21 protein-coding genes are annotated in these 23,166 nt (G+C 64.2%); 13 read left to right on the top strand and 8 right to left on the bottom strand.

The window, feature by feature from the left end:
* The 6 genes from FCU66_RS02695 to FCU66_RS02670 form a co-directional block, all read right to left on the bottom strand.
* Positions 1 to 1,065 carry an ABC transporter permease gene (locus FCU66_RS02695; RefSeq protein WP_136619402.1) on the bottom strand — a complete coding sequence of 355 codons (1,065 nt, stop codon included), beginning with the start codon at positions 1,063 to 1,065 and terminating at the stop codon, positions 1 to 3.
* A complete protein-coding gene (locus FCU66_RS02690) occupies positions 1,062 to 2,612 on the bottom strand; it encodes a sugar ABC transporter ATP-binding protein (RefSeq protein WP_136619403.1) in 1,551 nt (516 codons plus the stop codon). Before FCU66_RS02690 ends, FCU66_RS02695 begins: the two co-directional genes overlap by 4 nt.
* Entirely contained in the window at positions 2,609 to 3,253 is a 645-nt protein-coding gene (locus FCU66_RS02685) for a DUF2291 family protein (protein WP_136619404.1), read from the bottom strand. The genes FCU66_RS02690 and FCU66_RS02685 overlap by 4 nt, the downstream gene beginning before the upstream one ends.
* A gap of 94 nt (positions 3,254 to 3,347) precedes the next feature.
* Entirely contained in the window at positions 3,348 to 4,289 is a 942-nt protein-coding gene (locus tag FCU66_RS02680; RefSeq protein WP_024502459.1) for a D-ribose ABC transporter substrate-binding protein, read from the bottom strand.
* 428 nt (positions 4,290 to 4,717) lie between these two features.
* Positions 4,718 to 5,545: a phosphogluconate dehydrogenase C-terminal domain-containing protein gene (locus FCU66_RS02675; protein ID WP_136619405.1), complete on the bottom strand. Its 828-nt coding sequence runs from the start codon at positions 5,543 to 5,545 to the stop codon at positions 4,718 to 4,720.
* Positions 5,546 to 5,860: 315 nt separating this feature from the next.
* The gene (locus FCU66_RS02670) at positions 5,861 to 6,541 is read right to left on the bottom strand and encodes a GntR family transcriptional regulator (RefSeq protein WP_136619406.1); all 681 of its coding nucleotides are present in this window, start codon (positions 6,539 to 6,541) and stop codon (positions 5,861 to 5,863) included.
* Positions 6,542 to 6,827: 286 nt separating this feature from the next.
* On the opposite strand from FCU66_RS02670, the gene FCU66_RS02665 reads away from it, so the two are divergent.
* The 7 genes from FCU66_RS02665 (at position 6,828) to FCU66_RS02635 (ending at position 15,421) form a co-directional block, all read left to right on the top strand.
* A complete protein-coding gene (locus FCU66_RS02665; RefSeq protein WP_136619407.1) occupies positions 6,828 to 7,955 on the top strand; it encodes a sugar ABC transporter substrate-binding protein in 1,128 nt (375 codons plus the stop codon).
* Positions 7,956 to 8,143: 188 nt separating this feature from the next.
* Entirely contained in the window at positions 8,144 to 9,676 is a 1,533-nt protein-coding gene (locus FCU66_RS02660; RefSeq protein WP_136619408.1) for a sugar ABC transporter ATP-binding protein, read from the top strand.
* On the top strand, positions 9,673 to 11,757 hold the full coding sequence (locus FCU66_RS02655) for an ABC transporter permease subunit (protein WP_136625392.1): 2,085 nt from the start codon (positions 9,673 to 9,675) through the stop codon (positions 11,755 to 11,757). The genes FCU66_RS02660 and FCU66_RS02655 overlap by 4 nt, the downstream gene beginning before the upstream one ends.
* A 13-nt stretch (positions 11,758 to 11,770) precedes the next feature.
* Positions 11,771 to 12,577, top strand: coding sequence for an SDR family oxidoreductase (locus FCU66_RS02650; RefSeq protein WP_136619143.1), 807 nt, complete (start codon positions 11,771 to 11,773; stop codon positions 12,575 to 12,577).
* 11 nt (positions 12,578 to 12,588) lie between these two features.
* Complete coding sequence (locus FCU66_RS02645) at positions 12,589 to 13,536, top strand: 3-hydroxyacyl-CoA dehydrogenase (protein ID WP_136619142.1); 948 nt, start codon at positions 12,589 to 12,591, stop codon at positions 13,534 to 13,536.
* Entirely contained in the window at positions 13,533 to 14,495 is a 963-nt protein-coding gene (kce, locus tag FCU66_RS02640) for a 3,5-dioxohexanoate:acetyl-CoA acetone transferase (protein ID WP_136619141.1), read from the top strand. Before FCU66_RS02645 ends, kce begins: the two co-directional genes overlap by 4 nt.
* A gap of 47 nt (positions 14,496 to 14,542) precedes the next feature.
* Entirely contained in the window at positions 14,543 to 15,421 is an 879-nt protein-coding gene (locus FCU66_RS02635; protein WP_136619140.1) for an SMP-30/gluconolactonase/LRE family protein, read from the top strand.
* A gap of 36 nt (positions 15,422 to 15,457) precedes the next feature.
* On the opposite strand, the gene FCU66_RS02630 is transcribed toward FCU66_RS02635, so the two are convergent.
* Complete coding sequence (locus FCU66_RS02630; RefSeq protein ID WP_136619139.1) at positions 15,458 to 15,652, bottom strand: hypothetical protein; 195 nt, start codon at positions 15,650 to 15,652, stop codon at positions 15,458 to 15,460.
* A gap of 96 nt (positions 15,653 to 15,748) precedes the next feature.
* Complete coding sequence (locus FCU66_RS02625; RefSeq protein ID WP_081738640.1) at positions 15,749 to 16,510, bottom strand: GntR family transcriptional regulator; 762 nt, start codon at positions 16,508 to 16,510, stop codon at positions 15,749 to 15,751.
* A 149-nt stretch (positions 16,511 to 16,659) separates the two neighbouring features.
* Here FCU66_RS02625 and FCU66_RS02620 point away from each other — a divergent pair, with 149 nt between their 5' ends.
* From FCU66_RS02620 to FCU66_RS02595, 6 genes are all read left to right on the top strand, one after another.
* Positions 16,660 to 17,907 (top strand): enolase C-terminal domain-like protein, encoded by a 1,248-nt coding sequence (locus tag FCU66_RS02620; RefSeq protein ID WP_136619138.1) that lies wholly within the window; start codon positions 16,660 to 16,662, stop codon positions 17,905 to 17,907.
* A 61-nt stretch (positions 17,908 to 17,968) separates the two neighbouring features.
* Positions 17,969 to 19,057 carry an ABC transporter substrate-binding protein gene (locus tag FCU66_RS02615; RefSeq protein WP_136619137.1) on the top strand — a complete coding sequence of 363 codons (1,089 nt, stop codon included), beginning with the start codon at positions 17,969 to 17,971 and terminating at the stop codon, positions 19,055 to 19,057.
* Positions 19,058 to 19,070: 13 nt separating this feature from the next.
* Entirely contained in the window at positions 19,071 to 20,561 is a 1,491-nt protein-coding gene (locus FCU66_RS02610; RefSeq protein WP_246093741.1) for a sugar ABC transporter ATP-binding protein, read from the top strand.
* Between the two features lie 97 nt (positions 20,562 to 20,658).
* Positions 20,659 to 21,528: an ABC transporter permease gene (locus FCU66_RS02605; RefSeq protein WP_425462835.1), complete on the top strand. Its 870-nt coding sequence runs from the start codon at positions 20,659 to 20,661 to the stop codon at positions 21,526 to 21,528.
* Entirely contained in the window at positions 21,525 to 22,463 is a 939-nt protein-coding gene (locus FCU66_RS02600; RefSeq protein WP_136619135.1) for an ABC transporter permease, read from the top strand. Before FCU66_RS02605 ends, FCU66_RS02600 begins: the two co-directional genes overlap by 4 nt.
* On the top strand, positions 22,460 to 23,164 hold the full coding sequence (locus FCU66_RS02595) for a cyclase family protein (protein ID WP_168991940.1): 705 nt from the start codon (positions 22,460 to 22,462) through the stop codon (positions 23,162 to 23,164). The genes FCU66_RS02600 and FCU66_RS02595 overlap by 4 nt, the downstream gene beginning before the upstream one ends.
* Positions 23,165 to 23,166: the final 2 nt, after the last annotated feature.

Here is a 23,166-nt window from a genome sequence, read left to right as displayed (position 1 = left end):
TCAGCCAGCCTTTGCCATCTGCATCAGTGTCACGCGGCTTTGCAGCCGGCGCTGTGCCTGGTCGACGACGACGGCGACGATGATGACGAGACCCTTGATCACCATTTGCCAGAACGAACTCACACCCATCATCACCAGTCCGTCCGAAAGAATGCCGATGACGAAGGCGCCGACGATAGTGCCGCCGATCGTGCCGCGGCCACCCGACATCGAGGTGCCGCCGAGCACTGCCGCCGCAATGGCGTTGAGCTCGAAACTTTCGCCTGTCGCCGGATGCGAGGCCATCAGTTCGGACGAGATGATCAGGCCGACGATCGCCGCGCAGAAACCAGAGAACATATAGACGAACATCTTCACCATGTTGACACGGACGCCCGAAATCCGCGACGCCCGTTCGTTGCCGCCGACGGCGAAGATGTGGCGGCCGAGCGGCGTGTATTTGGCGAGATAGGCGGCTCCCAGTGCAACGACGATCAGGATCCAGATCGCCACCGGCAGGCCGAGCAGCCGGCCAGCACCGAGGAAGCCGAAGCCGGTGGTGCCCAGTTCCGGCTTGCCGACGAGGTTGGGGAAGGTGCGGCCGTCCGACGACAGCAGCGCCAGGCCGCGCGCGACATAGAGCACGCCGAGCGTGGCAATGAACGGTGCGACGTTCAGCCTGGTGATCAGCAACCCGTTGACGGCGCCGATCAATATGCCGACCGCCAGCGTGATCAGAGCGATCTCGAAGACGTTGAAATAGATCGTGTAGCCGATCTGCAGGTCGATGCCGTTGAGCACGAGATAGCCGGCCACCATGCCGCACAGGCCGACGATCGAGCCGACCGAAAGGTCGATGCCGCCGGTGATGATGACGAAGGTCATGCCCATCGCCAGGAACGCGTTCAGCGCCACGTGTTTCGACATCAGGATCAGATTCGCGGTCGACAGGAAATTCGGCGCCGCGATCGAGAAGAAGATCAGGACGGCGATGAGCGCGATGAAGGTCCTGAGCTTCATCAGAGTCAATAGCACGGAGCCGCTGGAAGCGGAGGGAGTGGCCGCCTTGGCTGGGACGTCAGTCATGGACGGTGCTCTCCGTGTGGGGCCGGTCCGTGGCCAAGCGCCGAGGCAGCGACGAGTATCGCCTCCGTCGCCTCGGCGCGGTCGAACATGCCGGTCAGTTTTCCATTGCTCATCACCGCGATGCGGTCGGACAACGCCATCACCTCGTCGAGATCCGAGGTGGCGAACAAAATCCCCAAACCGTCGCGGGACAGTTTGCGCATGGTGCGGAACACATCGGCCTTGGCGCCGACATCGATGCCTCGGCTGGGCTCGTCCATCAACAGCACCTTGGGTTCGGTGAGCAGCGCCTTGCCGATCACCACCTTCTGCTGGTTGCCGCCCGACAGCGACGACACTTCCTGCGCCGGGTCGGCGACCTTGATCGCCAGTTCCCGCACCATCCGTGTCACTGCCTGCCTTTCGTCGGCGCCACGGATATGGAACAGGCGGGCAAATCGCGACAGGCTGGCAAGCGTCAGGTTGCTGGCGACCGAGAGGATCGACACCAGCCCTTCACGCTGGCGGTCTTCGGGGATCAGTGCCAGCCCGCGCCGGATGCGCCGCGTCGTGTCGCGCTCCGTGACCTTTATGCCGCCAATGAAGATCGCGCCTGTCGAATGGCCGTGGCGGCCCATGATGCAGTCGAACAGTTCGCTGCGGCCGGCGCCCATCAGGCCGTAGATGCCGAGGATCTCGCCGGCGCGCAGCGACAGCGAGACATGGTCGACGGCAAGCCCGCCGGTGGCGCGCGGCAGGCATATCTCCTCGGCCCGGAAGATCTCCTCGCCCGGAAGGTGGCCGTCGGCTTTGGCGAAGTCCTTGGCGTCGGAGCCGATCATCTGGCGAACGATCCACTGCGTGTCGACGTTCTTCATCTCTTCCTGGCCGGTGATGCGGCCGTCGCGCAGCACGGTGATGTAATCGCCGATACGGATCAGCTCTTCCAGCCGGTGCGAGATGTAGACGATGGCCACGCCGCGCGCCTTGAGGTCGGCGATCACCTTGAACAGGATCTCGACTTCCGCCGCGCTCAGCGCCGAGGTCGGCTCGTCCATGATCAGGATGCGTGCGTCGAGTGAGACCGCCTTGGCGATCTCGACCAGCTGCTGCTGGCCGATGCGCAGATCCTCGACCAGCATGTCGGGCCGTATGCCGGCTTGCAGGCGTTCTAGAAATTCCGCCGCGCGGTTTTCCTGTTCCTTACGGTCGATCTTGCCGAACCGGTTGGTGATTTCGCGGGTGGCGAAGATGTTCTCGGCAACGCTCATGTTACCAAACAGGTTCAGCTCCTGGAACACCATGCCGATGCCACGGTTCACCGCATCCGCTGACGACGAGAAGGAAACCTCTTCGCCCTCCAGCAGAATGCGGCCGGCTGTTGGTCGTTCGACACCGGCGATGATCTTCATCAGCGTCGACTTGCCGGCGCCGTTTTCGCCGACCAGCACGTTGACCGCGCCCTTGCGCACCTCGAAATTGGCGCGCTTGACCGCGACGGTGCCGGAATAGACCTTGGAGATGTCCTCCAGCTTCAGGATGATTTCGCGCTCCGCGGCCGCGCTCATGCTTTCGGCCCGATCTCGGCCTCCGCCGGCGTCACCAGCGGCAGGTCCTGGCCGCTGCCCAGCGTATAGGCGCCCACCACCTTGGCGCTGCGGCCTTCCAGCGCTTCGCGCGGCAGCTTGGACAGCACCGTCTTGTCGGCGTAGCTGTTGAACGCCTTGCCGAACTGGGCGAAGTCGATCTGGTTGGTGAAGTCGTTGAACTGGATGAAGTCCAGGCTGTCGCGCAGCGCCGTGCCGCGCACCGCCGGTCCGATCTGCACCCGCGCATCGGCCTTGCCGTCGCCGTCGACATCGATATCGATCGTCGCCGCGCGGGACTGCGTGTTCGCCGCGACGATCTTGCCTTCCAGGCGAACCGCGAAGGTCCACGGCGAATTCGCCTGCTTGTTCGGATTGCCGTATTTGGCGCCGGCAGAAGCGGCGTCCGTCGTTGCCAACGCGTGAACCTCCGGAAACGGTCCGGCTTTCTGCTGGAGATAGGGCACGACCTTCGCCGCCCATATCTCTTCGACCATCTTGTCAGGATTGAAGGCGGGAGCATTGCCCGCGTCTCCCGATTTCGTCGGCAGGATCTTGCAGGCGGTCAGGCTGATGCCGACCATCACGGCAAGGATCGGCCAGTTCGGCTTGGTGTTCAGCATGGCGGCCTGTTGTTCAGCATCGTGGGCGGTCCACGGAAAATGGCGGCGAGGGGCGCCCCTGGGGTTCGCCCCTCGCTATTCGTCTCACGCGGGCTCAGTTCGTCAGCGCGAAGGTCTCCAGCTTGGCGGCATTGTCGCCATTGACCAGAACGCAGTCCATCAGCTGCTTTTCCTTGGCCGGCGACTTCTTGTTCTTGATGAAGTCGTTGGCCTGCTCGACCGCCATCTGCGCCTGCGCGAAGGCGGGCTGCAGGACCGTCGCCTTGATGCCGCCGGAGGTGATGGAGTCGCGCACGTCGTTCGATCCGTCGAAACCGACGACGATGACGTCCTTGCGGTTCGCCGCGGCAAGTGCCGCATAGGCGCCCATCGCCATCGTATCGTTGCCGGAGATGACGCCCTTGATGTCGGGATTGGCCTGCAGGATCGATTCCATCTTGGAATAGGCTTCCGTCTGGCTCCAGTTGGCCGACTGCTGGGCGACCATCTTCAGGTCCGGATAGTCGTCGATGACGTCGTGATAACCCTTGGAGCGGATGCCGGCATTGGTGTCGGATTCCTTGCCGACCAGCTCGACGAAATTACCCTTCTCGCCCATCAGCTTGACGAATTCCTGCGCGCCGAGTTGGGCGCCCTGATAGTTGTTGGAAACGATCTGCGCGACGGCGACGCCGGTGGCGTTGATCTCGCGGTCGATCAGGAAGGACGGAATGCCTGCGTCCTTGGCCTTCTGCACGGCGGCGACGGTTGCGTCGGCGCCGGCATTGTCGAGGATGATCGCCTTGGCGCCACGGCCGATCGCGGTGTCGATCAGCTCGGACTGCTTGTTGGCGTCGTCGTCATGGACCAGCACCAGCGCCTCGTAGCCGAGCTCCTTGGCCTTGGCTTCGGCGCCGACGGCTTCCGCCTTGAAGAACGGATTGTCGTGCGACGGCGTGATGATGGCGATGAGATCCGCCGCGTAGGCGGGAACGGCCGTGCCAAGCGCCAGCATGCCGGCGAAAGCCGCAAGCGTCATTCTGCGTGTGAGTTTCATGAAGTCCTCCCGTTTGAAAAATTGCCTTGGTCAACCAAGGCCTCTGTCGGCATCCGAATTCGTCAGGCAGCGCGGCGGCGGATCGCTTTCGGACTAAAGAGCCGTTTGCCGGCTTCCCCTCCACGGATCGTCACTCCAGCCATCCCCATTCGCCCAGGCTTCGAACTCCCTGCGAAACCCTGTCGATCCGAGCCATGAACAGCTAAGCCAACTGGTATGATGAGTCAACCACAAATTCAGGTGATGTGTACCTGATGAGAGCGCTGGCGCTCTTGCCTTCTCCCCTTTGTGGGAGAAGGTGGATTGGCGCGCAGCGCCAAGACGGATGAGGGGTGTTCCAGGGAACGCCAACGCCTCACTCCGCTGGAACACCCCTCATCCGTCGCCTTCGGCGACACCTTCTCCCACAAGGGGAGAAGGCAAGGGCGTCAAGTGATGCGCTGAATGCTGGCGGCGATCTCTTCCGGCTCGAACACGCGTTTCCAGTCGTCACGCATCAGCACCGGCTTGCCGAATTCGATCGCCTTGTTGCAGGCGTCCGAGAAAACGCCCTTGGTCTCGCCGAAGATGACGGCGCCGAGCACGTTCATATGGCCAAGCAGGAAGTCGAGCGCCGCCTGCTTGTCGACGCCGCGTGCCACGACCTCGTCGACGGCTTCCTTCATGACAACCAGCAGCGAGGCGCACACCGTCTCCGAAAGGCCAGGCTCCAGCAGCGCCATCTGTTCGACGCTGACGCGGTGCGAACGCATGACCGGCGCCCAGATGATCTTCGCGATCGCCTCGCCCTTGGCGTAATCCTCTTCCGGTCCCTGCATCAAGGCGCTGACCATATGCTGCTTGGCCTTGACGCCGCCGAAATAGTCCTTCTTGGCCGCCATGTCTGTCTCGTCATTGAAGATCGGCGGGTGGCAGGGGTGGGTGACGAAATAGGTGAGGTCCGGCCGCTTCGGCAGATGGCCGGCAAAGGGTGCCGCCGCGTCGAGCACCACCACCATCGTGCCTGATACCAGCTTGCTCTCGATGCTGGTCGCCACCTTGCCGATATGCGTGTCCGGAACCGCCAGGATCACCACATCGGCGCCCTTGAGCGCCTCGTCGGCGCTGACCGTATCGAAACCCAGTCCGGTCTTCAGCCGTTCGCGGCCGGCATCGCTGACCTCGACATGGCGTATCGTGTAGGGCGATCCGCGAAAATTGGTCGACAGGCGGTAGCCCATTTTTCCGCCGGCACCGAACAGCGCAATCGTTGTCATCTGGTCACTACTCCTGATCTCAATCGACGGTATCGCCCGTCGTCAACTTATCAACTGGTATAATCACGCTACCAGATTTTGGCAATCCGATAATGGCGAAATGCGGTGCAGGTCAAGCGCGCGCCGCGTCATCGCCTGCCGCCCGGCAAGCTCCAGCACAAATTGCTCCGTGAACAGAACCTTGGATGGCGCGCTCAGGGATACGATCTCTAGATCAGCCCGAAGAAGCCCGCACTGGCCGCTAAGTGCGCATGGGCGCTGCTCTGCCATCACCAGAGATAAACCGGCATGTGATAGGCGGTCGGAGACCGAGCGCTACTTCAAAAGATCGACCAGCACGTCGAAAGCGGCGTCGATGTCGGCGCGGACCGCGGCCCTGACGGCCTCCGCGTCCCGGTTTCTCAATGCCGCGAACATCTCCTGATGGTGTTCGTTGGCGGTCGAGTAGTTTCCCGAATCGTGCAGCATGTTGAAGTAGGGGCTGATCTGCAGCCAAAGGTTCTCGATGATGTTGAGCATGTTCTCGGAACCGGCCGCCCGATAGATCGAGAAATGAAAGGCGTAGTTGGCGCGCAGATAGGATTTGACGTCGCCGGCGGCATTGGCCTGTTCGAGTGCATCCAGATGCTGGCGCAGCTGCGCCACACCCTGGTCGTCCATGCGCTCCGCCGCCCATGCGGCCGCGATCGCCTCGATCTCGAACCGGACATTCCTGAGGTCGATGAGGCGCGCGCGGCTGAGCGCTGGAATGCCGATCGACCGGCCTGAAACCACCATCAGTGCGTTGGCGGCCGTCAGGCGCCGCAGTGCTTCCCTGACCGGCATCGGGCTGACGCCGAAAGCGTCGGCGAGGCTCTGAACGGTGACCATCTCGCCGGGCACGATGGAGCCGTCGAGGATCAGTTCGGTGACATGGCGATAGACCCTGTCCTGCAGGGTTTCCCTGGACAGGGGCGTGATCTCGACCCCCGGCTTTCTGTACGCCGATCCAGCCATCTCCCATCAACCTTCCCGCCCAAGGGCGACGCTACCGCTAGAGCAATTCCAGGAAAGTGGAAAACGGTTTTCCGTCCGGAATTGCGCCAAAGCAAAGAGATTCCTGTGTCCGGAATGCAAGGTTCAAGGTGCCGCGTCAAGCGCTCACGACTCCCCGGTTTTGATATCAAGCTATTTCATCATTGATCTTTGATCAAATCATGTTACGGTCGCTGGCATCGAATGACAAGGGTTACGTTCGTGCCCTTGGGAGGCATTCGGTCGTTCGGATCGGGAGGAGTTTCATATGGGTATCGGATTGAAAGTCCGGCGGCTCGCGCTGCTGGCCGGCATGGCTGTATGCGCCCTTGGGCTGTCGGCCGCTCAGGCAGCCGAGAAGCACAAAATCTTTCTCAGCATGAGCTACATCGGCAATGATTGGCAGGCGGAGGCGGCCAACATGGTCAAGGCCATGGCCGCTCACAAGAGCCTGGCCGACAAGGTCGACCTGCAGGTCCAGGTCGCCGGACCCAACGCACAACGCCAGATCCAGCAGATCAACGCCATGGTGCAAAGCGGCGCCGAGGCGATCGTCGTCTACCCGATCTCGCCGACCGCGCTCAATCAGGTCGTCAAGAATGCCTGCGACAAGGGTGTGAAGGTCTTTGCCTACGACGCCGAGATCACCGAGCCCTGTGCCTACAACGTCCACATCGACCAGCTGGAAGCGGGCAGGGTGACCGCCGAATGGCTGGTCAAGAAGCTCAATGGCAATGGCAACATCATCGCCATCACGGGTGTTCCAGGAACATCCGTCGACGATCAACGGACAAAGGCCGCCAAGGAAGTCTTCGCCAAGTACCCTGACATCAAGATCGTCGGCGAGGCTGTCGGCATGTGGAGCCAGGCGGTCGCACGCACCGAGCTTTCGAAGATACTGGCCACCCGCAATTGGGACGACATCAACGGGCTGTGGATGCAGGTCGGCTGCTTCACCGCCAACTCGATGCAGCTCGAGGCCGGCAAGAAGACCAGCGAACTCCTGCCTTGCGCCGGCGAAGGCTCCAATGGCGGCCGCATCCAGATGCTGCCGGAAGGGACCGAAGTCGAAGGCGCGGCGCCGCCCTATGCACCGGCGGGCGCGCAACGCATTTCCTATGCCTCGCCGCCCTATTCCGGTGCGCTGGCGCTGAAGCTCGCCGTCGAGGCGATCGAAGGCAAGGACGTGCCGAAGACCACCATCCTGCCACTGCCGGTCGTCACTAATGAGACGATCAAGCTGTGCGACGAAGGCACATGGGCGGAGATGAAGGCAGGCTGCAACGCCTTCAAGCCGTCGCTGGTCTCCAATCCCGGCTGGTTTGCCTCGATCTTCTCGGACCAGACACCCGAGGTCGGCCTCGCCGCTGCCCTCGTCGGACAGCCGGAGAACTAATGCTTGTCGCCCAAAAGTGCTTTGCGGTTTTGGGACAACGACATGCATAAAAACAAAAGACTTAAAGCGCGTCACGCGCTTTAAGGCCTCCCAAGGCAAATCGCGACGATGCACGGATGTCTTGTCTGTGCATCGTCGATCCGCGCTCATGCGTGGCGTCCCAAAATGCGCAGCCTGCGATCGAGGATATGACAGAACATACCGCGCTTCCCGCCATCGAGATCGACGGCATCAGCAAGGCGTTCGGCCCGACCGTCGCCCTGGACGGCGTGTCGTTCCGGATCGCGCCCGGCAGCGTCCATGCACTGCTGGGTGAAAATGGCGCCGGCAAGTCGACGCTGGTGAAGCTGCTCTCCGGACTGGTCCGGCCCAGCGAAGGCCATGTCCGTGTCTTCGGCAAGGAGATCGCCTACGGCGCACCGCGCGCCGCACACGCGCTGGGCGTGCAGACCGCGTTCCAGGAGATGACCCTGGTGCGCGATCTCTCCGTTCTCGACAACATGCTGCTGCCCTACGCCCCCGTCGGCGTCTCCGGCCTGATCCGGCGCAGTGCCGCCCGCACGGCTGTCCGCCGCCATATCGACGAGCTCGGTTTTTCCGTCGATCTCGACGCCGAGGTGAGCGAGCTCGAGCTTTCGGTGCGCCAGAAGATCGAGATCGCACGCGCCGTCTACCGCAAGCCGCGCATCCTGCTGCTCGACGAACCGACCTCGACGCTCGCCGGCCGCGACGTCGACTGGCTGGGTGACATCATCGCCAGGCTGAAGGCGGCGGGCACCACCATCGTCTTCATCACCCATCGCATGCGAGAAGTCCGCGCCTTTTGCGAGACGCTGACGATCCTGAGAAACGGCCGCCACATCGTCACCGCGCCGGTTGCCGACGTCTCGGATGGCGACGTCATCGAAAAGATCATCGGCCGCAGCATCGAGCAGACCTTCCCGCCCAAGCCCGATGGCGCCCAGGCTTTCGGCCCGCCGGTTCTGGGCGTGCGCGACCTCAAGGTAGGACGCAAGCTCGACGGCGCCGGATTCGACCTGCGCAAAGGCGAGATTCTCGGCGTTGCCGGATTGCAGGGCATGGGCCAGCAGGATCTGTTCCTGGCCTGTTTCGGCATGGCCGAAATCACTCGCGGCCACATCCTCGTCGACGGCCGCAAGGTCTGGCTCGGTTCGCCCGCCGATGCCTTGCTGCCCAACATGGCGATCGGCCTGGTGCCTGAGGATCGCAAATCCGAAGGCCTGTTCCTGAAACTGTCGGGCAGCCAGAACGCCACGCTTCCCGTGATATCGCGGTTCACACGGCTAGGCCTTGTCGACGCGCAAGCCGAGACCCGCTCCGTCGAGGCGACATTCGCCACTGTCGAGGTCGATCGCCGCGCGCTGTGGACACGGGCCGGCGCATTTTCCGGCGGCAACCAACAGAAGATCGCCATCGCCAAATGGCTGGTGGCGCAGAGCCGCATCCTGCTTTTGTTCGATCCCACCCGCGGCATCGATGTCGGCACCAAGCATGAGCTCTATGTGATGATGCGAAACTACGTGGCTTCGGGCGGTTCGGTCCTGCTGCACTCGACGGAGATTCCCGAACTGGTCCACCAATGCGACCGGGTCCTGGTTCTCTATGACGGGCGCATCGCAGCCGAGCTCGAAGGCGACGCCATCACCGAGCCAGCGATCATGCGCCCGGCGCTCGGCCATGCCGGAGAAGCCGCCGCATGAGCAGCGCAAGCCTTTCATCTCCCGGTTCCGGTGGCTTGGGGCTGCGCCGCGCGCTGATGCGCAACCGCGGCGCGCTGATCGCCGCGGCCGTCCTTGCGATCCTGCTTTTCATCGTCGACTGGATCAGCGCCGGGCCGCTGACCTATTTCGATGTGTCGTTCCTGTCGAGCGGCGGCGCGACGTCGGCGCTCGCGGCGATCGGCCAGACGATCGTGATCCTGTCGGGCGGCTTCGACCTTTCCGCCGGCGCGGTGATATCGCTGGTCAATGCCGTGCTGGCATCGAGCATGGACCCGATGGCGCCAGGCGCCAGCATCATCTTGTGGACCGCCGTCGGCATCGGCGTCGGCATGGCCGTGGGTGCCTTCAACGGCTTCTTCATCGCGGTGCTGCGCATGCAGCCCATCGTGGTGACGCTGTCCACCATGTTCATCCTGCAAGGCGTGACGCTTCTGGTGATGGACAAGCCCGGCGGCTTCGTGTCGCCCGATCTCGGTACGTTCTACCTCGGCGACGCGATCACCGGCTGGCTGCCGATGCCGCTGGTGGTGATCGGCGTCGTCCTGCTCGCCTGGTTCTGGCTGAAGGGAACCCGCTTCGGCATGGCACTTTATGCGGTCGGCAGCGATACGGAGTCGGCCGCTTCCGTCGGCATCAATGTCGTGCTGGTGCGCTTTGCCGTCTATGTCATCGCCGGCGGCTGCTATGGCCTTGCCGGCGTGTTCATCAGCGCGCAGACCGGCAGCGGCGATCCGCTGGTCGGCAATCCGTTGCTTTTGTCGATGTTCGCGGCGGTCGTCGTCGGCGGCACGCGTCTAGGTGGCGGGCAGGGCGGCCCGGTGGGCTCTGTCTTCGGCGCATACATCCTGATGATCGTGGTGAACATCCTGCTTGTGCTCAACGTGTCGGCCTACTATTCGACCATCGCCGAAGGCACCATTTTGGTGCTGGCAGCGCTTGCCGGCTCCATCTCCCATGCATCGGTGCTTGCCGTGCAGCTGCGCGCCGCGCGCGCCCGGCTTGCCGCCTGGCGCGCCGGCATATTGCCCTCGCAGCTCGAGCGCGTGGACCGGCGTCTCAAGATCACCGAGCCATCGCCTGGCCAACGCAGTCCGGCAGCGCCGCGCCCTGCCTTCCATCTGCGCAATGCGGAGACGCTGCGCTATGCGCTGCCGGCCTATGTCTGCCTGCTGCTCATCGTGGTCGTCACGCAGATCTGGCTCGGCCGCGCCATCCTCAATCCGGGCTACTGGAACTCGCTGCTTGTGCTGTCGTCCTTCCTCGCCGTCCTGGCGCTCGGGCAGGGAACCGTCATCCTGACCGGCGGCCTCGATCTCTCCGTGCCGTGGACGATCGGCATTTCAGGCGTAGTCCTGGCCGGCATGGTCAACGGCTCCGACGCGGCCCTTGTCTACGCCTTGCCGGTCGTGCTGGTGATGGCTTGCGCGATCGGCTTCGCCAATGGTTTCGGCATCGTCTATCTCGGCATCTCGCCGATCGTCATGACGCTCGCCACCAACGGCATCCTGCAAGGCTGCGCGCTGCTCTATTCGCAGGGAACGCCGGCCGGTTTTTCCTCGCCGATGCTGCGCTGGGTCATGACGGCCAGGCTCGCCGGCCTGCTGACGCCGATCGTCCTGCTGATGGTTGTCTTTGTCGTGGCGGCGGTGCTGCTGCTCGGCCGCACGCCGTTCGGACGCAGGGTCTACGGCATCGGCAATGGACTGCGCGCGGCGCGCTTGTCGGGCATCGGCGTCGAGCGCACGCTGATCCTGGTCTACATGCTGTCGGCCGTCTGCGCGGCTGTTGTCGGCATCATGCTGACCGGCTTTTCGGGACAGGCGAGCCTCGGCATGGGCGACGACTATCTTTTGCCCTCGATCGCCGTGGTGGTGGTCGGCGGCGCGCTGATCACCGGCGGCCGCGGCCACTATCTCGGCATGCTTGGCGGCGTGTTGTTGCTGACGGCATTGCAGATGCTGCTTGCAGGCACCACGCTTCCCTACGCCACAAGGGCAATTCTTTACGGGCTGGTCGTTCTGGGCGCCGTCATGGCGCTGCGCGAAAGACGGCTGCAATGAGAAGGACAGGACGATGAGCACAAGAGCGCCGGCATCGGCGGACGACTTTCTGACTGGGCTGAAAGGCCAGCGCGTGCTGGTGACGGCAGGCGCCGGCGGCATCGGTTTTGCCATAGCCGACACGCTGTCGCGGCTCGGCGCCCGCATCGTCGTCTGCGACGTTTCCGACGAGGCGCTGGCCGCTGCTCCCGGCAAGATCAACCTGGTCGCCGCTGTGAAGGCGGACGTTTCGCGCGACGAGGACGTCGACCGCCTTTTCGAGGCGGTCGAGAAAAAACTCGGCGGGCTCGACGCGCTGATCAACAATGCCGGCATTGCCGGGCCGACCGGCGGCGTCGATGAGATCGATCCGGCCGACTGGCGGCGCTGCATCGACATCTGCCTGACCGGCCAGTTCCTGTGCGCCCGACGTGCCGTGCCGCTGATCAAGGCAGCGGGCGGCGGCTCGATCGTCTCGATGTCGTCGGCCGCCGGCCGCCATGGCTACGCCTTCCGCACGCCCTATTCGGCGGCCAAGTTCGGCGTCATCGGTTTGACGCAGAGTCTCGCCAAGGAGCTTGGGCCGCATGGCATCAGGGTCAACGCCATCCTGCCCGGCATCATCGAGGGACCGCGCATCGAAGGTGTCATCTCGGCACGCGCCAAGCAGGTCGGCATCAGCCACGAGGAGATGACGGATCGCTATCTGCAGAACATCTCGCTGCGCCGCATGACCAGCCCCTATGATGTCGCTGCGATGGTCGCCTTCCTGCTCTCCGATGCGGGCATCAACATCTCCGGCCAGTCGCTCGGCGTCGACGGCAACGTCGAAACACTTTGAGGAGCGGGTCCATGGCCAATGTCGCGATTGTCGGAAGCGGGTTCATCGGCCGGGCCTGGGCGATAAGCTTCGCCCGCGCCGGCCATGATGTGCGCATGTGGGACCAGTCGCCCGCCGCGACAGGCGGTGCGCGCGATTACATCGCTGGCGTGCTAGGCGACCTCGCCGGCAACGACCTGCTGCGCGGTCAGTCCGTCGATACGGTGCTCGGCCGCATCGCCATTGTCGCCGAGCTGGCGGAAGCGCTGGCGGGTGCGGTCCACGTTCAGGAAAACACGCCCGAAAACCTCGAGGTGAAACGGGAGGTGTTCTCCCTGATCGATACACTTGCCGATCCGCAAACCGTCATCGCCAGTTCCACCTCGGCGCTGTTGCCGTCGAAATTCACCGACCATCTGCAAGGACGGCACCGCTGTCTGGTCGTGCATCCGATCAATCCGCCCTATCTCATTCCGGCGGCCGAAATCGTGCCAGCGCCGTGGACTTCGCCCGAGACGATCGAGAAAACCCGCGCCTTCCTCATCGACGCCGGCCACGCGCCGCTGGTGATGAAGCGCGAGCTTGACGGCTTCATCATGAACCGCTTGCAAGGGGCGTTGCTGGAGGAGGCTTTCCGGCTTGTCGCCGACGGCTACGCCAGCGTCGAGGATGTCGATATCGGCATCCGCGACGGACTGGCGCTGCGCTGGTCGTTCATGGGTCCGTTCGAGACCATCGATCTCAATGCGCCCGGCGGCGTGCGCGACTATGTCGAGCGCTATCAGTCGATCTATTCGAACATTTTTCCGCAGATGCTGCGCCGCGTCGACTGGGCGGGCGAGGTGATGAAAACCGTCGAAGCCGACCGCCGCGAACGCCTACCGCGCGAAAACCTCGGCGAACGGCAGGTGTGGCGCGACCGCCGGCTGATGGCGCTGGCGGCGCACAAGAAAAAATCGGACCAGGAGTACGGACAATGATCGAAACGAGCCGCAAGCCCGGCGCTCAGCAGACCAGGGGCAAGGTCATCATCACCTGCGCGGTGACGGGCGCCATCCACACGCCGACCATGTCGCCCTATCTGCCGATCACGCCGGACCAGATCGCGTCTGAGGCAATCGCCGCGGCCGAGGCTGGCGCGGCGATCCTGCATCTGCATGCGCGCGATCCGGAAACCGGCAAGCCCGACCAGACGCCGGAGGCCTTCGCCCGCTTCCTGCCACGCGTCAAGCAAGGCACCAATGCCGCCATCAACATCACCACCGGCGGCAGTCCTTACATGAAGGTGGAGGAGCGCGTGCGGCCGGCCGCCCAGTTCAAACCGGAAGTCGCCTCGCTCAACATGGGCTCGATCAATTTCGGGCTCTATCACCTGGCCGACAAATACGAGACCTTCAAATTCGACTGGGAAAAGCCGCATCTGGAAGCGACGCGCGACCTCGTCTTCCGCAACTCGTTCAAGGACATCGAGTACATTCTGGCGACCTGCTACGACAACGGCACGCGCTTCGAGTTCGAGTGCTACGACATCGCCCATCTCTACAACCTTTCCCACTTTGCCGACCGCGGGTTGGTGAAGCCGCCTTTCTTCGTGCAGTCGGTGTTCGGACTTTTGGGCGGCATCGGCACGCATCCCGAAGACGTCGCCCATATGAAGCGCACCGCCGACCGGCTGTTCGGCGATCAGTTCCGCTGGTCGGTGCTCGGCGCCGGCGCCAGCCAGCTTCGCATCGCCGCGCAATCAGCAGCCCTTGGCGGCAACATCCGCGTCGGGCTGGAGGACAGTCTGTGGGCGGGCAAGGGCAAGCTTGCCAAGTCGAATGCCGAGCAGGTCTTGCTTGCCCGCAAGATCATCGAAGGGCTCGGCATGGACGTGGCGACGCCTGACGAGGCGCGCGAGATACTGTCATTGAAGGGCGGCGACAAGGTCGCCTTCTGACGCGACCTGACCAATCGCTGCGTGGTGCCAATATCGAGGAGGACGGCATGAAGATCGAAGTCGTGGTGGACGTGAAGACCACACTGGGCGAGGGGCCGCTTTGGGACGTCGAACAGGAGCGTCTCTATTGGATCGACAGTTTCGACGGGCGGGTATTTCGGGCAACCGCCGACGGGCGCGAGATCCGATCATGGGATGTGCCGATGAAGATCGGCTCGATGGCGCTGCGCAGGGATGGCAGCGGCGCGGTGGTGTCTCTGCAGCGCGGTTTCCATCTGCTCGATTTCGCCACCGGCGATGTGACGTTGATCCACGATCCGGAGCCGGACAGGCCGATGAACCGGCTCAACGACGGCAAGGTCGACCGGCGCGGCCGCTTCTTCGCCGGCTCCATGGATACGATGGAAGAGGGGCCGTCCGGCGGTCTCTACAGGCTCGATCCGGATTTCACCGTCACCCGGATCGATTCCGGCATCATCTGTTCCAACGGCCCATGCTGGAGCCCCGACGACCGCACCTTCTATTTCGCCGACACCTGGACTGGGGAAATCTGGGCCTACGACTACGATATCGCCACCGGCGCCGCCACCAACCGGCGCACCTTCGTGCGCGTCGACACCAGCCGGGGTGGTGCGGCGGACGGCTCGACGGTCGATGCCGAGGGCTATCTGTGGAACGCGCTGGTCTATGATGGAAGGCTGGTGCGCTACGCGCCGGACGGCAGCATCGACCGCGTCATCGACATGCCGGTCAAGAAGATCACCAGCGTCATGTTCGGCGGGCCGAAGCTCGATATCCTTTACGTCACCTCGATGGCCAAGCCGCCGCTGCCGCGCTTTCCCGGCGACGGCGTCTTGCGGGGCAGCCTGTTCGCCATCACCGGTCTTGGCATCAAGGGCGTTGCGGAACCGCGCTTCGGCGGCTGACGCCAAGCAAACGAAGCGCCCGCATGCATACGCGGATCAAGCCTTGGCGTGCACGAATTCCTCGTTGAAAATATGGGCCGACACCAGGCCGCGTTCGAGAAGCCGCGCGCGTGCGGCTTCCACCATCCCCGGCGGTCCGCAAAGATAGGCCTCGCTGCCGGCGTCGAAAGCGATGGTTTCGACGCGCTTGAGCGAAAGATCCGCCGCCGAAGTCCCGAAACCTTTAGCCATTTGAGAACAGCGGTCACTTCGTCGTTGACGAACAGCCGGATCAGGTCATCGCCCTGATTGCCTCAGCCAATGACACTATGCGCGGCGGTCAACGGATCACTGGCCAAACAGATCCGGTCGGGCGACGTTGAGCCGTTGCACCGTCCGCAGCACTTCGCGCAGATGCGCCGCCATGCGCGCGCCTGCCTGTTTTGCCTCGCCGGTTTCCACGGCCTCGAAGATCGCCACATGCTGGGCGAGCAGCGTTTCGAGGTGGCCGGGCTCGGGCAGGCTCAGATAGCGCACACGGTCCATCTGCAGCTTGACCACCTGGATCACCCGCCAGCTCTTGGGCAGGCCGGCCTCTTCGCACAAGCTGCGATGGAAACCCTCGTCGAGCTCGAGGAACAGCTCGCGGTCGCCCTCGGCAACCGCCTTGGCCTGCTGGGCAAGGTTCACCCTGCCTGCCGCGATGAAGGCGCTCGAGCCGTGGCCAGCCAGCTTCTGCACGACGGAGACTTCGAGCGCTTCGCGAATGAACTGCGCTTCCTCGACGTCGCTCAGCCGGATCGGCGCGACGAAGCTGCCGCGCTGCGGCAGGATGTCGATCAGCCCTTCATCGGCAAGCCGGATCAGCGCCTCGCGCACCGGCGTGCGGCTGACACCGAGCTGCTGGGCGAGATCCTGTTCGCTGAGCGCTTCCGACGGCAACATCGCCAGCGTCGTGATGGCTCGGCGCAGGCGCTCGTAGATCTGCGGCGAGATCGGCATGCGGTTGTTGACCGGCTCCAGCACCCGCGAGGGTTCGCGCTGACCGGCGTTCTTCAGCCTGGCAGCATTGCCTGAAAACCTGGTCGCCCCCGAAAGCTTGGTTCCCATGACGAATCCGTTGCTGTGAATGGCACTGCACTGCTCCGGTCATGACACTGCGCACGTCGCAACTCAAGCGGCAAGCAAGATCGAGACATCATTGACATACTACCATGGTAGTGTGTATGACGCCACTCGGCCAGGGGAGAGGAGCCGGCATGAAGATCACGGACATCAAGGCGACCACCGTCACCGTTCCGCTGGAAGCAGCATTGCGGCACAGCAACGGCACGCATTGGGGGCGCTTTGTCCGCACCGTGGTCGAGGTCGAGACCGACGAAGGCATTCTCGGCCTCGGCGAAATGGGCGGCGGCGGCGCGGGCGCCGAGCTGGCCTTCGCCGGACTGAAGCCCTACCTCGTCGGCCACGACCCTTTCGATCTCAACCGCATGCGCTACGCCATCTGCAATCCGACAGCGTCGCTCTACAACAACCGCACCCAGCTCCATGCAGCGCTCGAATTCGCTTGCCTCGACATCATCGGCAAGAAGCTCGGCGTGCCGGTCTATCAATTGCTTGGCGGGCGCGTGCGCGATCGGATCGGCTTCGCCTCCTATCTGTTCTTCCGCTATGCCGACCGCCGCAGCGGCAAGGGCGAGGTCCGCACCGTCGATCAATTGCTCGAGCATGCCCGCGCGCTCAAGGCCGAACACGGGTTTTCCGCCCACAAGCTCAAGGCCGGCGTATTTCATCCCGATTACGAACTCGAGTGCTTCAGGGCGCTTGCCGCGGAATTCCCTGCCGACACGCTGCGCTACGATCCGAATGCGGCACTGTCGGTCGAAGAGGCGCTGCGTTTCGGCCAGGCCATCTCGGACCTCAGGAACGACTATTTCGAGGATCCGACCTGGGGCCTGGCCGGCATGCGCCGCCTGCGCGAGAAGCTTTCCATCCCGCTGGCCACCAACACCATCGTCATCGATTTCGAACAGCTCGCCACCAATGTGCGCGACCCTGCCGTCGACGTGATCCTGCTCGACACAACCTTCTGGGGCGGCATCCGCGCCTGCGTGCGCGCCGCGCAGATCTGCGACACGTTCGGCCTCGGTATCGCGGTGCATTCCTCAGGCGAACTCGGCATCCAGCTCGCCACCATGCTGCATCTCGGTGCCGTGCTGCCCAACCTCGTCTTCACCGCCGACGCGCATTACCACCATCTCGCCGACGACATCATCGTCGGCGGCAAGATGCGCTACGAGAACGGTGCGATCGCCGTGCCGGAGGCGCCGGGCCTCGGTGTCGAACTCGATCGCGACAAGCTCGCAACCTATGCCGAGCTCTACCGCTCGCTGGGCGGCTATGCCTACGACCGCGATCCTGGCCGGCCGGGCTGGTATCCGCTGCTGCCCAACACGAATTTCGCCGACCATCGAGACGCCGCCGTCCCCGATCTCGGGCTGGGGTGAAATTTTTCGTTCGAAATGGTCGGTGGGAGGACGCTATGACTTTCAACAGGAGGAGAACGAAATGAGCAGAACCAGAACAGCTGGCAGGGCCTTCCTTATCGCGGCGCTGCTTTCCTGCACGACCCTTGCCACGACGGGCGCGCGCGCCGATGACGGCGTCGCCAAGGGCGACACGTCGGCCAAGAAGATCGCCTTCAGCAATTCCTACGCCGGCAATTCCTTCCGCCAGGTGATGATCAAGAGTTTCGAGGAGATGGGCGCCAAGGCCGTGGCCGACAAGCAGGTCGCCGCCACCGCCGTCGTCAGCTCGAACAATTCGGTGACCGAGCAGGCGAGCCAGATCGAGAACCTGATCCTGCAGGGCTATGACGCGATCATCGTGCTTGCCGGCTCCGACACCGCACTCAACGGCGCCATCAAGGATGCCTGCAATGCCGGCATCACTGTCGTCGCCTTCGCCAGCGGCGTCACCGAGCCTTGTGCCTATGTCGTCGACTACAACCTCGATTCCTATGCCAAGGCCGAACTGGATTTCATCTCCAGCAAACTCGGCGACAAGCCGGCCAACATCCTCGAAATCCGCGGCATGGCCGGCGATGGTTTCGACAAGCGCCTGCATGAAGGCGTCGAGAAGGCGATGAAGGCTCACGCCAGCTACAAGGCCGTCGGCGAGGTCTATGGCCAGTGGACGGCGACGGTGGCGCAAAAGGAAGTGTCGGGCATCCTGCCTTCGCTGCCTCAGGTCGATGCCGTGCTGACGCAGGGCGGCGATGGCTATGGTGCCGCGCAGGCGTTCAAGGCCGCCAACCGGCCGCTGCCGATCATCATCATGGGCAACCGCCAGGACGAACTGGCGCTGTGGAAGCAGGAACACGACGCCAGCGGCTACCAGACCTTCTCGCTCGGCGCGACGCCAAGCGTCTCGCAGGTCGCGTTCTGGGTCGCGCAGCAGATCCTCGCCGGCAAGCAGGTGCCGAAATTCGTCGAGGTGCCGCTCTTGCAGATCAACCAGCCCGACCTCGATGCCTGGCTGAAGACGGTTCCCGAGGGCGGCGTCATCAATGCCGAATATCCGCAGGAGCTGGTGGCCAAGATCATCGACGCCAACGTAAAGAAGGAGCCTCTGCCGGGCGTTCCCGCGCCGAAATGAGCAGCATGGCTGAATGATGAACGATCCCACGCCGCCCAAAAAGGACGCAGCAGAGACAGGCGATGCCGACAGCCTCCTCATCGAGGTGCGCGATGTCCGCAAGCACTATGATGCCGTGCATGCCCTGGGCGGCGTGGATTTTCATCTGAAGCCCGGCGAGGTCGTTGGCCTCGTCGGTCACAATGGCGCCGGCAAGTCGACGCTGATGAACGTGCTTGCCGGCACGGTCGAACGCAGCAGCGGCAGCTTTCGCCTCGGGGGGCGTGAGATCGGCGCATGGAGTGCGGCCAGCGCCCAGCAGGCCGGACTGCGCTGCATCTTCCAGGAACTGTCGCTCTGCGCCAACCTGACGTCGGCGGAAAACACCCGCATCGTGCACAGGCCTTTGCGCGGCTTGGGCTGGCGGCGGCGCGCGCGCCAGGTGATCGGCCCGGTGCTGGACGAGATCTTCCCCGGCCACGGCATCGATCTCGACAGGAAAGTCGCCGACCTGCCGATCGGCGAGCGCCAGATGGTCGAGATCGCGCGCGCCTTCACGCAGACCGGCATCAAATTGCGCGCCGTCATCCTCGACGAGCCGACCTCGGCGCTCGGCCACGAGGCAACGGAACAATTGCTCGCCCATATCCGCCGCGCCGCAGGGCGCGGCATTGCCTGCATTTTGATCACTCATCGCCTGAACGAGATCCTCGCCGTCTGTGACCGCACCGTCGTCATGGTCGACGGCAAGGTCGTCGCCGAGCGGCCGACCGCCGGCCTGTCACGCGCCGCACTGGTCGAGCTGATGGGCAGCATCGAACGGCCGCGCGACCGCTCCGCCGGCAAGGCGGCCTCGGTGCGAGCTCCGGTGATCCGGCATGCCGGCTGCGACACCGCTGACCTGACCATCGAAGTCGGCAAGGGCGAGATCATCGGCTTCGCCGGGCTCGACGGCCACGGCCAGCGCGAGCGGCTGCGCGCGATGTTCTATGCCGCGCGCCGGCAGCGCGAGGCCTTGCCGGGTGCCTATGTCGCTGGCGACCGCGGCTCGGAAGGCGTGTTCTCGCTGTGGTCGATCGCCGACAATCTGACCATCCGCAGCCTGAATGCGCTGACGCGCGGCGGCATGATTTCAAGCGCCGCCGCCCGCAAGTTGGCCGAGACCTGGTCGGACCGGCTCAAGGTCAAGGCGCCTTCGATCGACACGCCGATCCTGTCGCTGTCCGGCGGCAACCAGCAGAAGGTGCTGTTCGCCCGCGCGCTGGCGTCGGACGCTGAGGTGATCTTCCTCGATGATCCGATGCGCGGCGTCGATGTCGGCACCAAGCAGGAGGTCTACCGGCTGATCCGCGCCGAGGCCGAGAACGGACGTTCCTTCGTCTGGTACACGACCGAACTCGAGGAACTGACCAATTGCGAGCGCATCTATGTCTTCCGCGAGGGCCGCGCCGCGACCAGGCTGGAAGGCAACGCCATCGAGACCGGCCGCATCCTGCAGGCCTCGTTCGGAGGCGAGCATGTCTGACACGGCTGCCCGTGTTTCCGCCCGTTCCTCTTCCAATGCGCGCCCGGCCTTGCTCAATGCCCTGCAGGTTGGCCTGCCGGCGGTGGCGCTGCTGGTCATGCTGGTCATCATCTTCAGCATACGCCCGGCGGCGATGAGCTATTTCGGCTTCCACCTGCTGTTCAAGCTCTCGGTGCCGCTGGTCTTTGCCGCACTGGCGCAGATGATGGTGATCATGCTGGGCGACATCGATCTTTCGAATGGCGCCTTTGTCGGGCTGATCACCTGCATCACTGCGCTCTATCTGCAGGACGCGCCCGCGCTCGCGCTGCTGTGCTACCTGGTCCTGATCGCCGCCTATGCCGGCTTCGGCCTGCTCATCCACTCACGGCAACTGCCGTCGATCATCGTGACGCTGGGCATGTCCTTCATCTGGCTCGGCATCGCCGTCATCCTGCTGCCGGCGCCGGGTGGCGCGGCGCCGGTATGGCTTGCCGCGTTCATGAGCTGGCAGCCGCCTTTGATGCCGCTGTCGATCTGGCTGGCGGCACTGGCGGCGCTCGCCGGCCATCTCGTCATCTCGCGCTCCTCCTATGGCGCGGTGTTGCGCGGCGCCGGCGGCAATCCGCGCGCCGTCGAGCGCGCCGGCTGGTCCGTTATCGGCATCCGCGTCACGGTCTATGCCTCAGCCGGCCTGCTCGCCTGTCTGGCCGGGCTGACGCTCACCGGCCTCACCACATCGGGCGATGCCAATGTCGCGCCCGCCTATACGCTGCTCGGCGTCGGGGCAGTGATCCTCGGCGGTGGCGCCTTTACCGGCGGCGTCGTCTCGCCGGTAGGCACGGTGATCGGTGCGCTGACGCTGTCGCTCGCGGGCTCGTTGCTGTCCTTCCTGCAGGTGCCGCCGACATGGCAGATCGGCGCCCAGGGCGTCATCCTGTTTCTCGTGCTGGCCGGGCGCGTGCTCTTGTCGGAGCGGGCGCGATGACCCGGAGATTGAGCCTCGCGCCGTGGACCTACGGCTTCATCGTCGCGCTCGCCATGTGGGTGGCGACATCAGCCTATTCGGGTATCGGCAGCGCCGGCGCCACGCTCTCGGGCGCGCTCGCCTTCGGCGCTTTCAGCGTCGTGGTGGGAACCGGGCAGATGTTCGTGGTCGCCTCCGGGCCGGGCAATATCGACCTGTCCGTGCCGTCCGTGCTGACGCTGGCCGCCTATGTGTCGATGACGGTCATGCAAGGGTCCGATGGCATGCTGCTGCCTGGCCTCGCTGCCGCACTTGCTGTCGGCGCCGTCGCCGGTGCCGCGAACTTCCTTGCCATCATCGCATTGCGGCTGCCGCCGATCATCGCCACACTTGCCTGGAGCTTCGTCTTCCAGTCGCTTGCCTTCAATCTCGGCGGCCAGGCGACGCTGAAGCCACCGGCAGGCCTTTCCCGGTTCACCTCGCTAAGCTTGGGCGGCGTGCAGATCATGCCGATCGCGGTGATGGTGCTGACGCTGGTCGCCATGGTCGCTCTCAAACGCACGGTCTGGGGCCGGCAATTGCTGGCCACCGGCCAGAGCGAACCGGCGGCGCGGCTTGCCGGCATCAACGTCGCCGGGGTGCGGCTGATGGCCTATATGCTGTGCGGCACGGCCGCCGCGCTCGCCGGCTTTCTGCTCGCCGGCTTCAGCGGCGGCGCGGCACTCAACATGGGCGACGCCTATCTGATGGAATCGATCGCCGTGGTGGTGCTTGGCGGCACCAGCGTCGCCGGTGGACAGGCCAACGCGATCGGCATATGGGGGGCCGCATTGTTCTTCAACCTGATGTCCACCATGCTCAACACCTTTGGTATCCAAGCCGGCGTGCGCTTCCTTCTGACCGGCGCGCTGATCATCCTGATCGTCGCTCTCGTGCCGAGGCCGCGCGTCAGATGACATCCGCCACCGACACGCTCGCCGACCTGTTCGAAACAAAGGCGGTTTCCTTCGTCGACCTGACGCATCCGATGAAGCAAGGCATGCCGGTGTGGCCGACCCACCCGCATTACTGCCAGGAGATGGTTGAATCCTACGACCGCGGCGACGTCGCCTGCAACCACGCGCTAGCCATGAGCGAACACACCGGCACGCATTTCGACGCGCCGGTCCATTTCGTCCGCGGCGGCGCCGCCATCTCGGATATTCCCGTCGAACGTTTCTTCGGCCGCATGGTGACGATCGATGCGCGTGGCTGCCAGCCCCGGCAAGCGGTCGAGCCGGAGCACGTTTTCGCTTTCGAGGCCGAACATGGCCGCATACGGCAGGGAGACGCCGTATTCTTCCATTTCGGCTGGGATCGGCTCTGGGACGATCCGGCAGCGTTTCTTGCCGACTGGCCCGGCCTGTCGCGGCAAGCGAGCGAATTGCTGGTCGAGCGCGGCGTGCGCATTGTCGGTTCGGATTGCCTGTCGATCGATTGTTTCGGCAGCGAGGATTTCCCGGCGCACAATACGCTGCTTTCAGCCGGCGTGCTGATCGGCGAGAATTTCGCCCGGCTTGGTGAAGTGCCGCCGCTGTGCTTCCTGATCAGCTTGCCGCTGGCGATCGAAGGCGGCACCGGATCGCCGCTGCGCGCCATCGCGCTGGTCGAGGGCTAATT

The sequence above is a fragment of the Mesorhizobium norvegicum genome (assembly GCF_004919685.1).
GTDB lineage: Bacteria > Pseudomonadota > Alphaproteobacteria > Rhizobiales > Rhizobiaceae > Mesorhizobium > Mesorhizobium norvegicum.
Note: the sequence above shows the minus strand (reverse complement) of the source record. Positions and strands in the feature narration are given on the sequence as shown.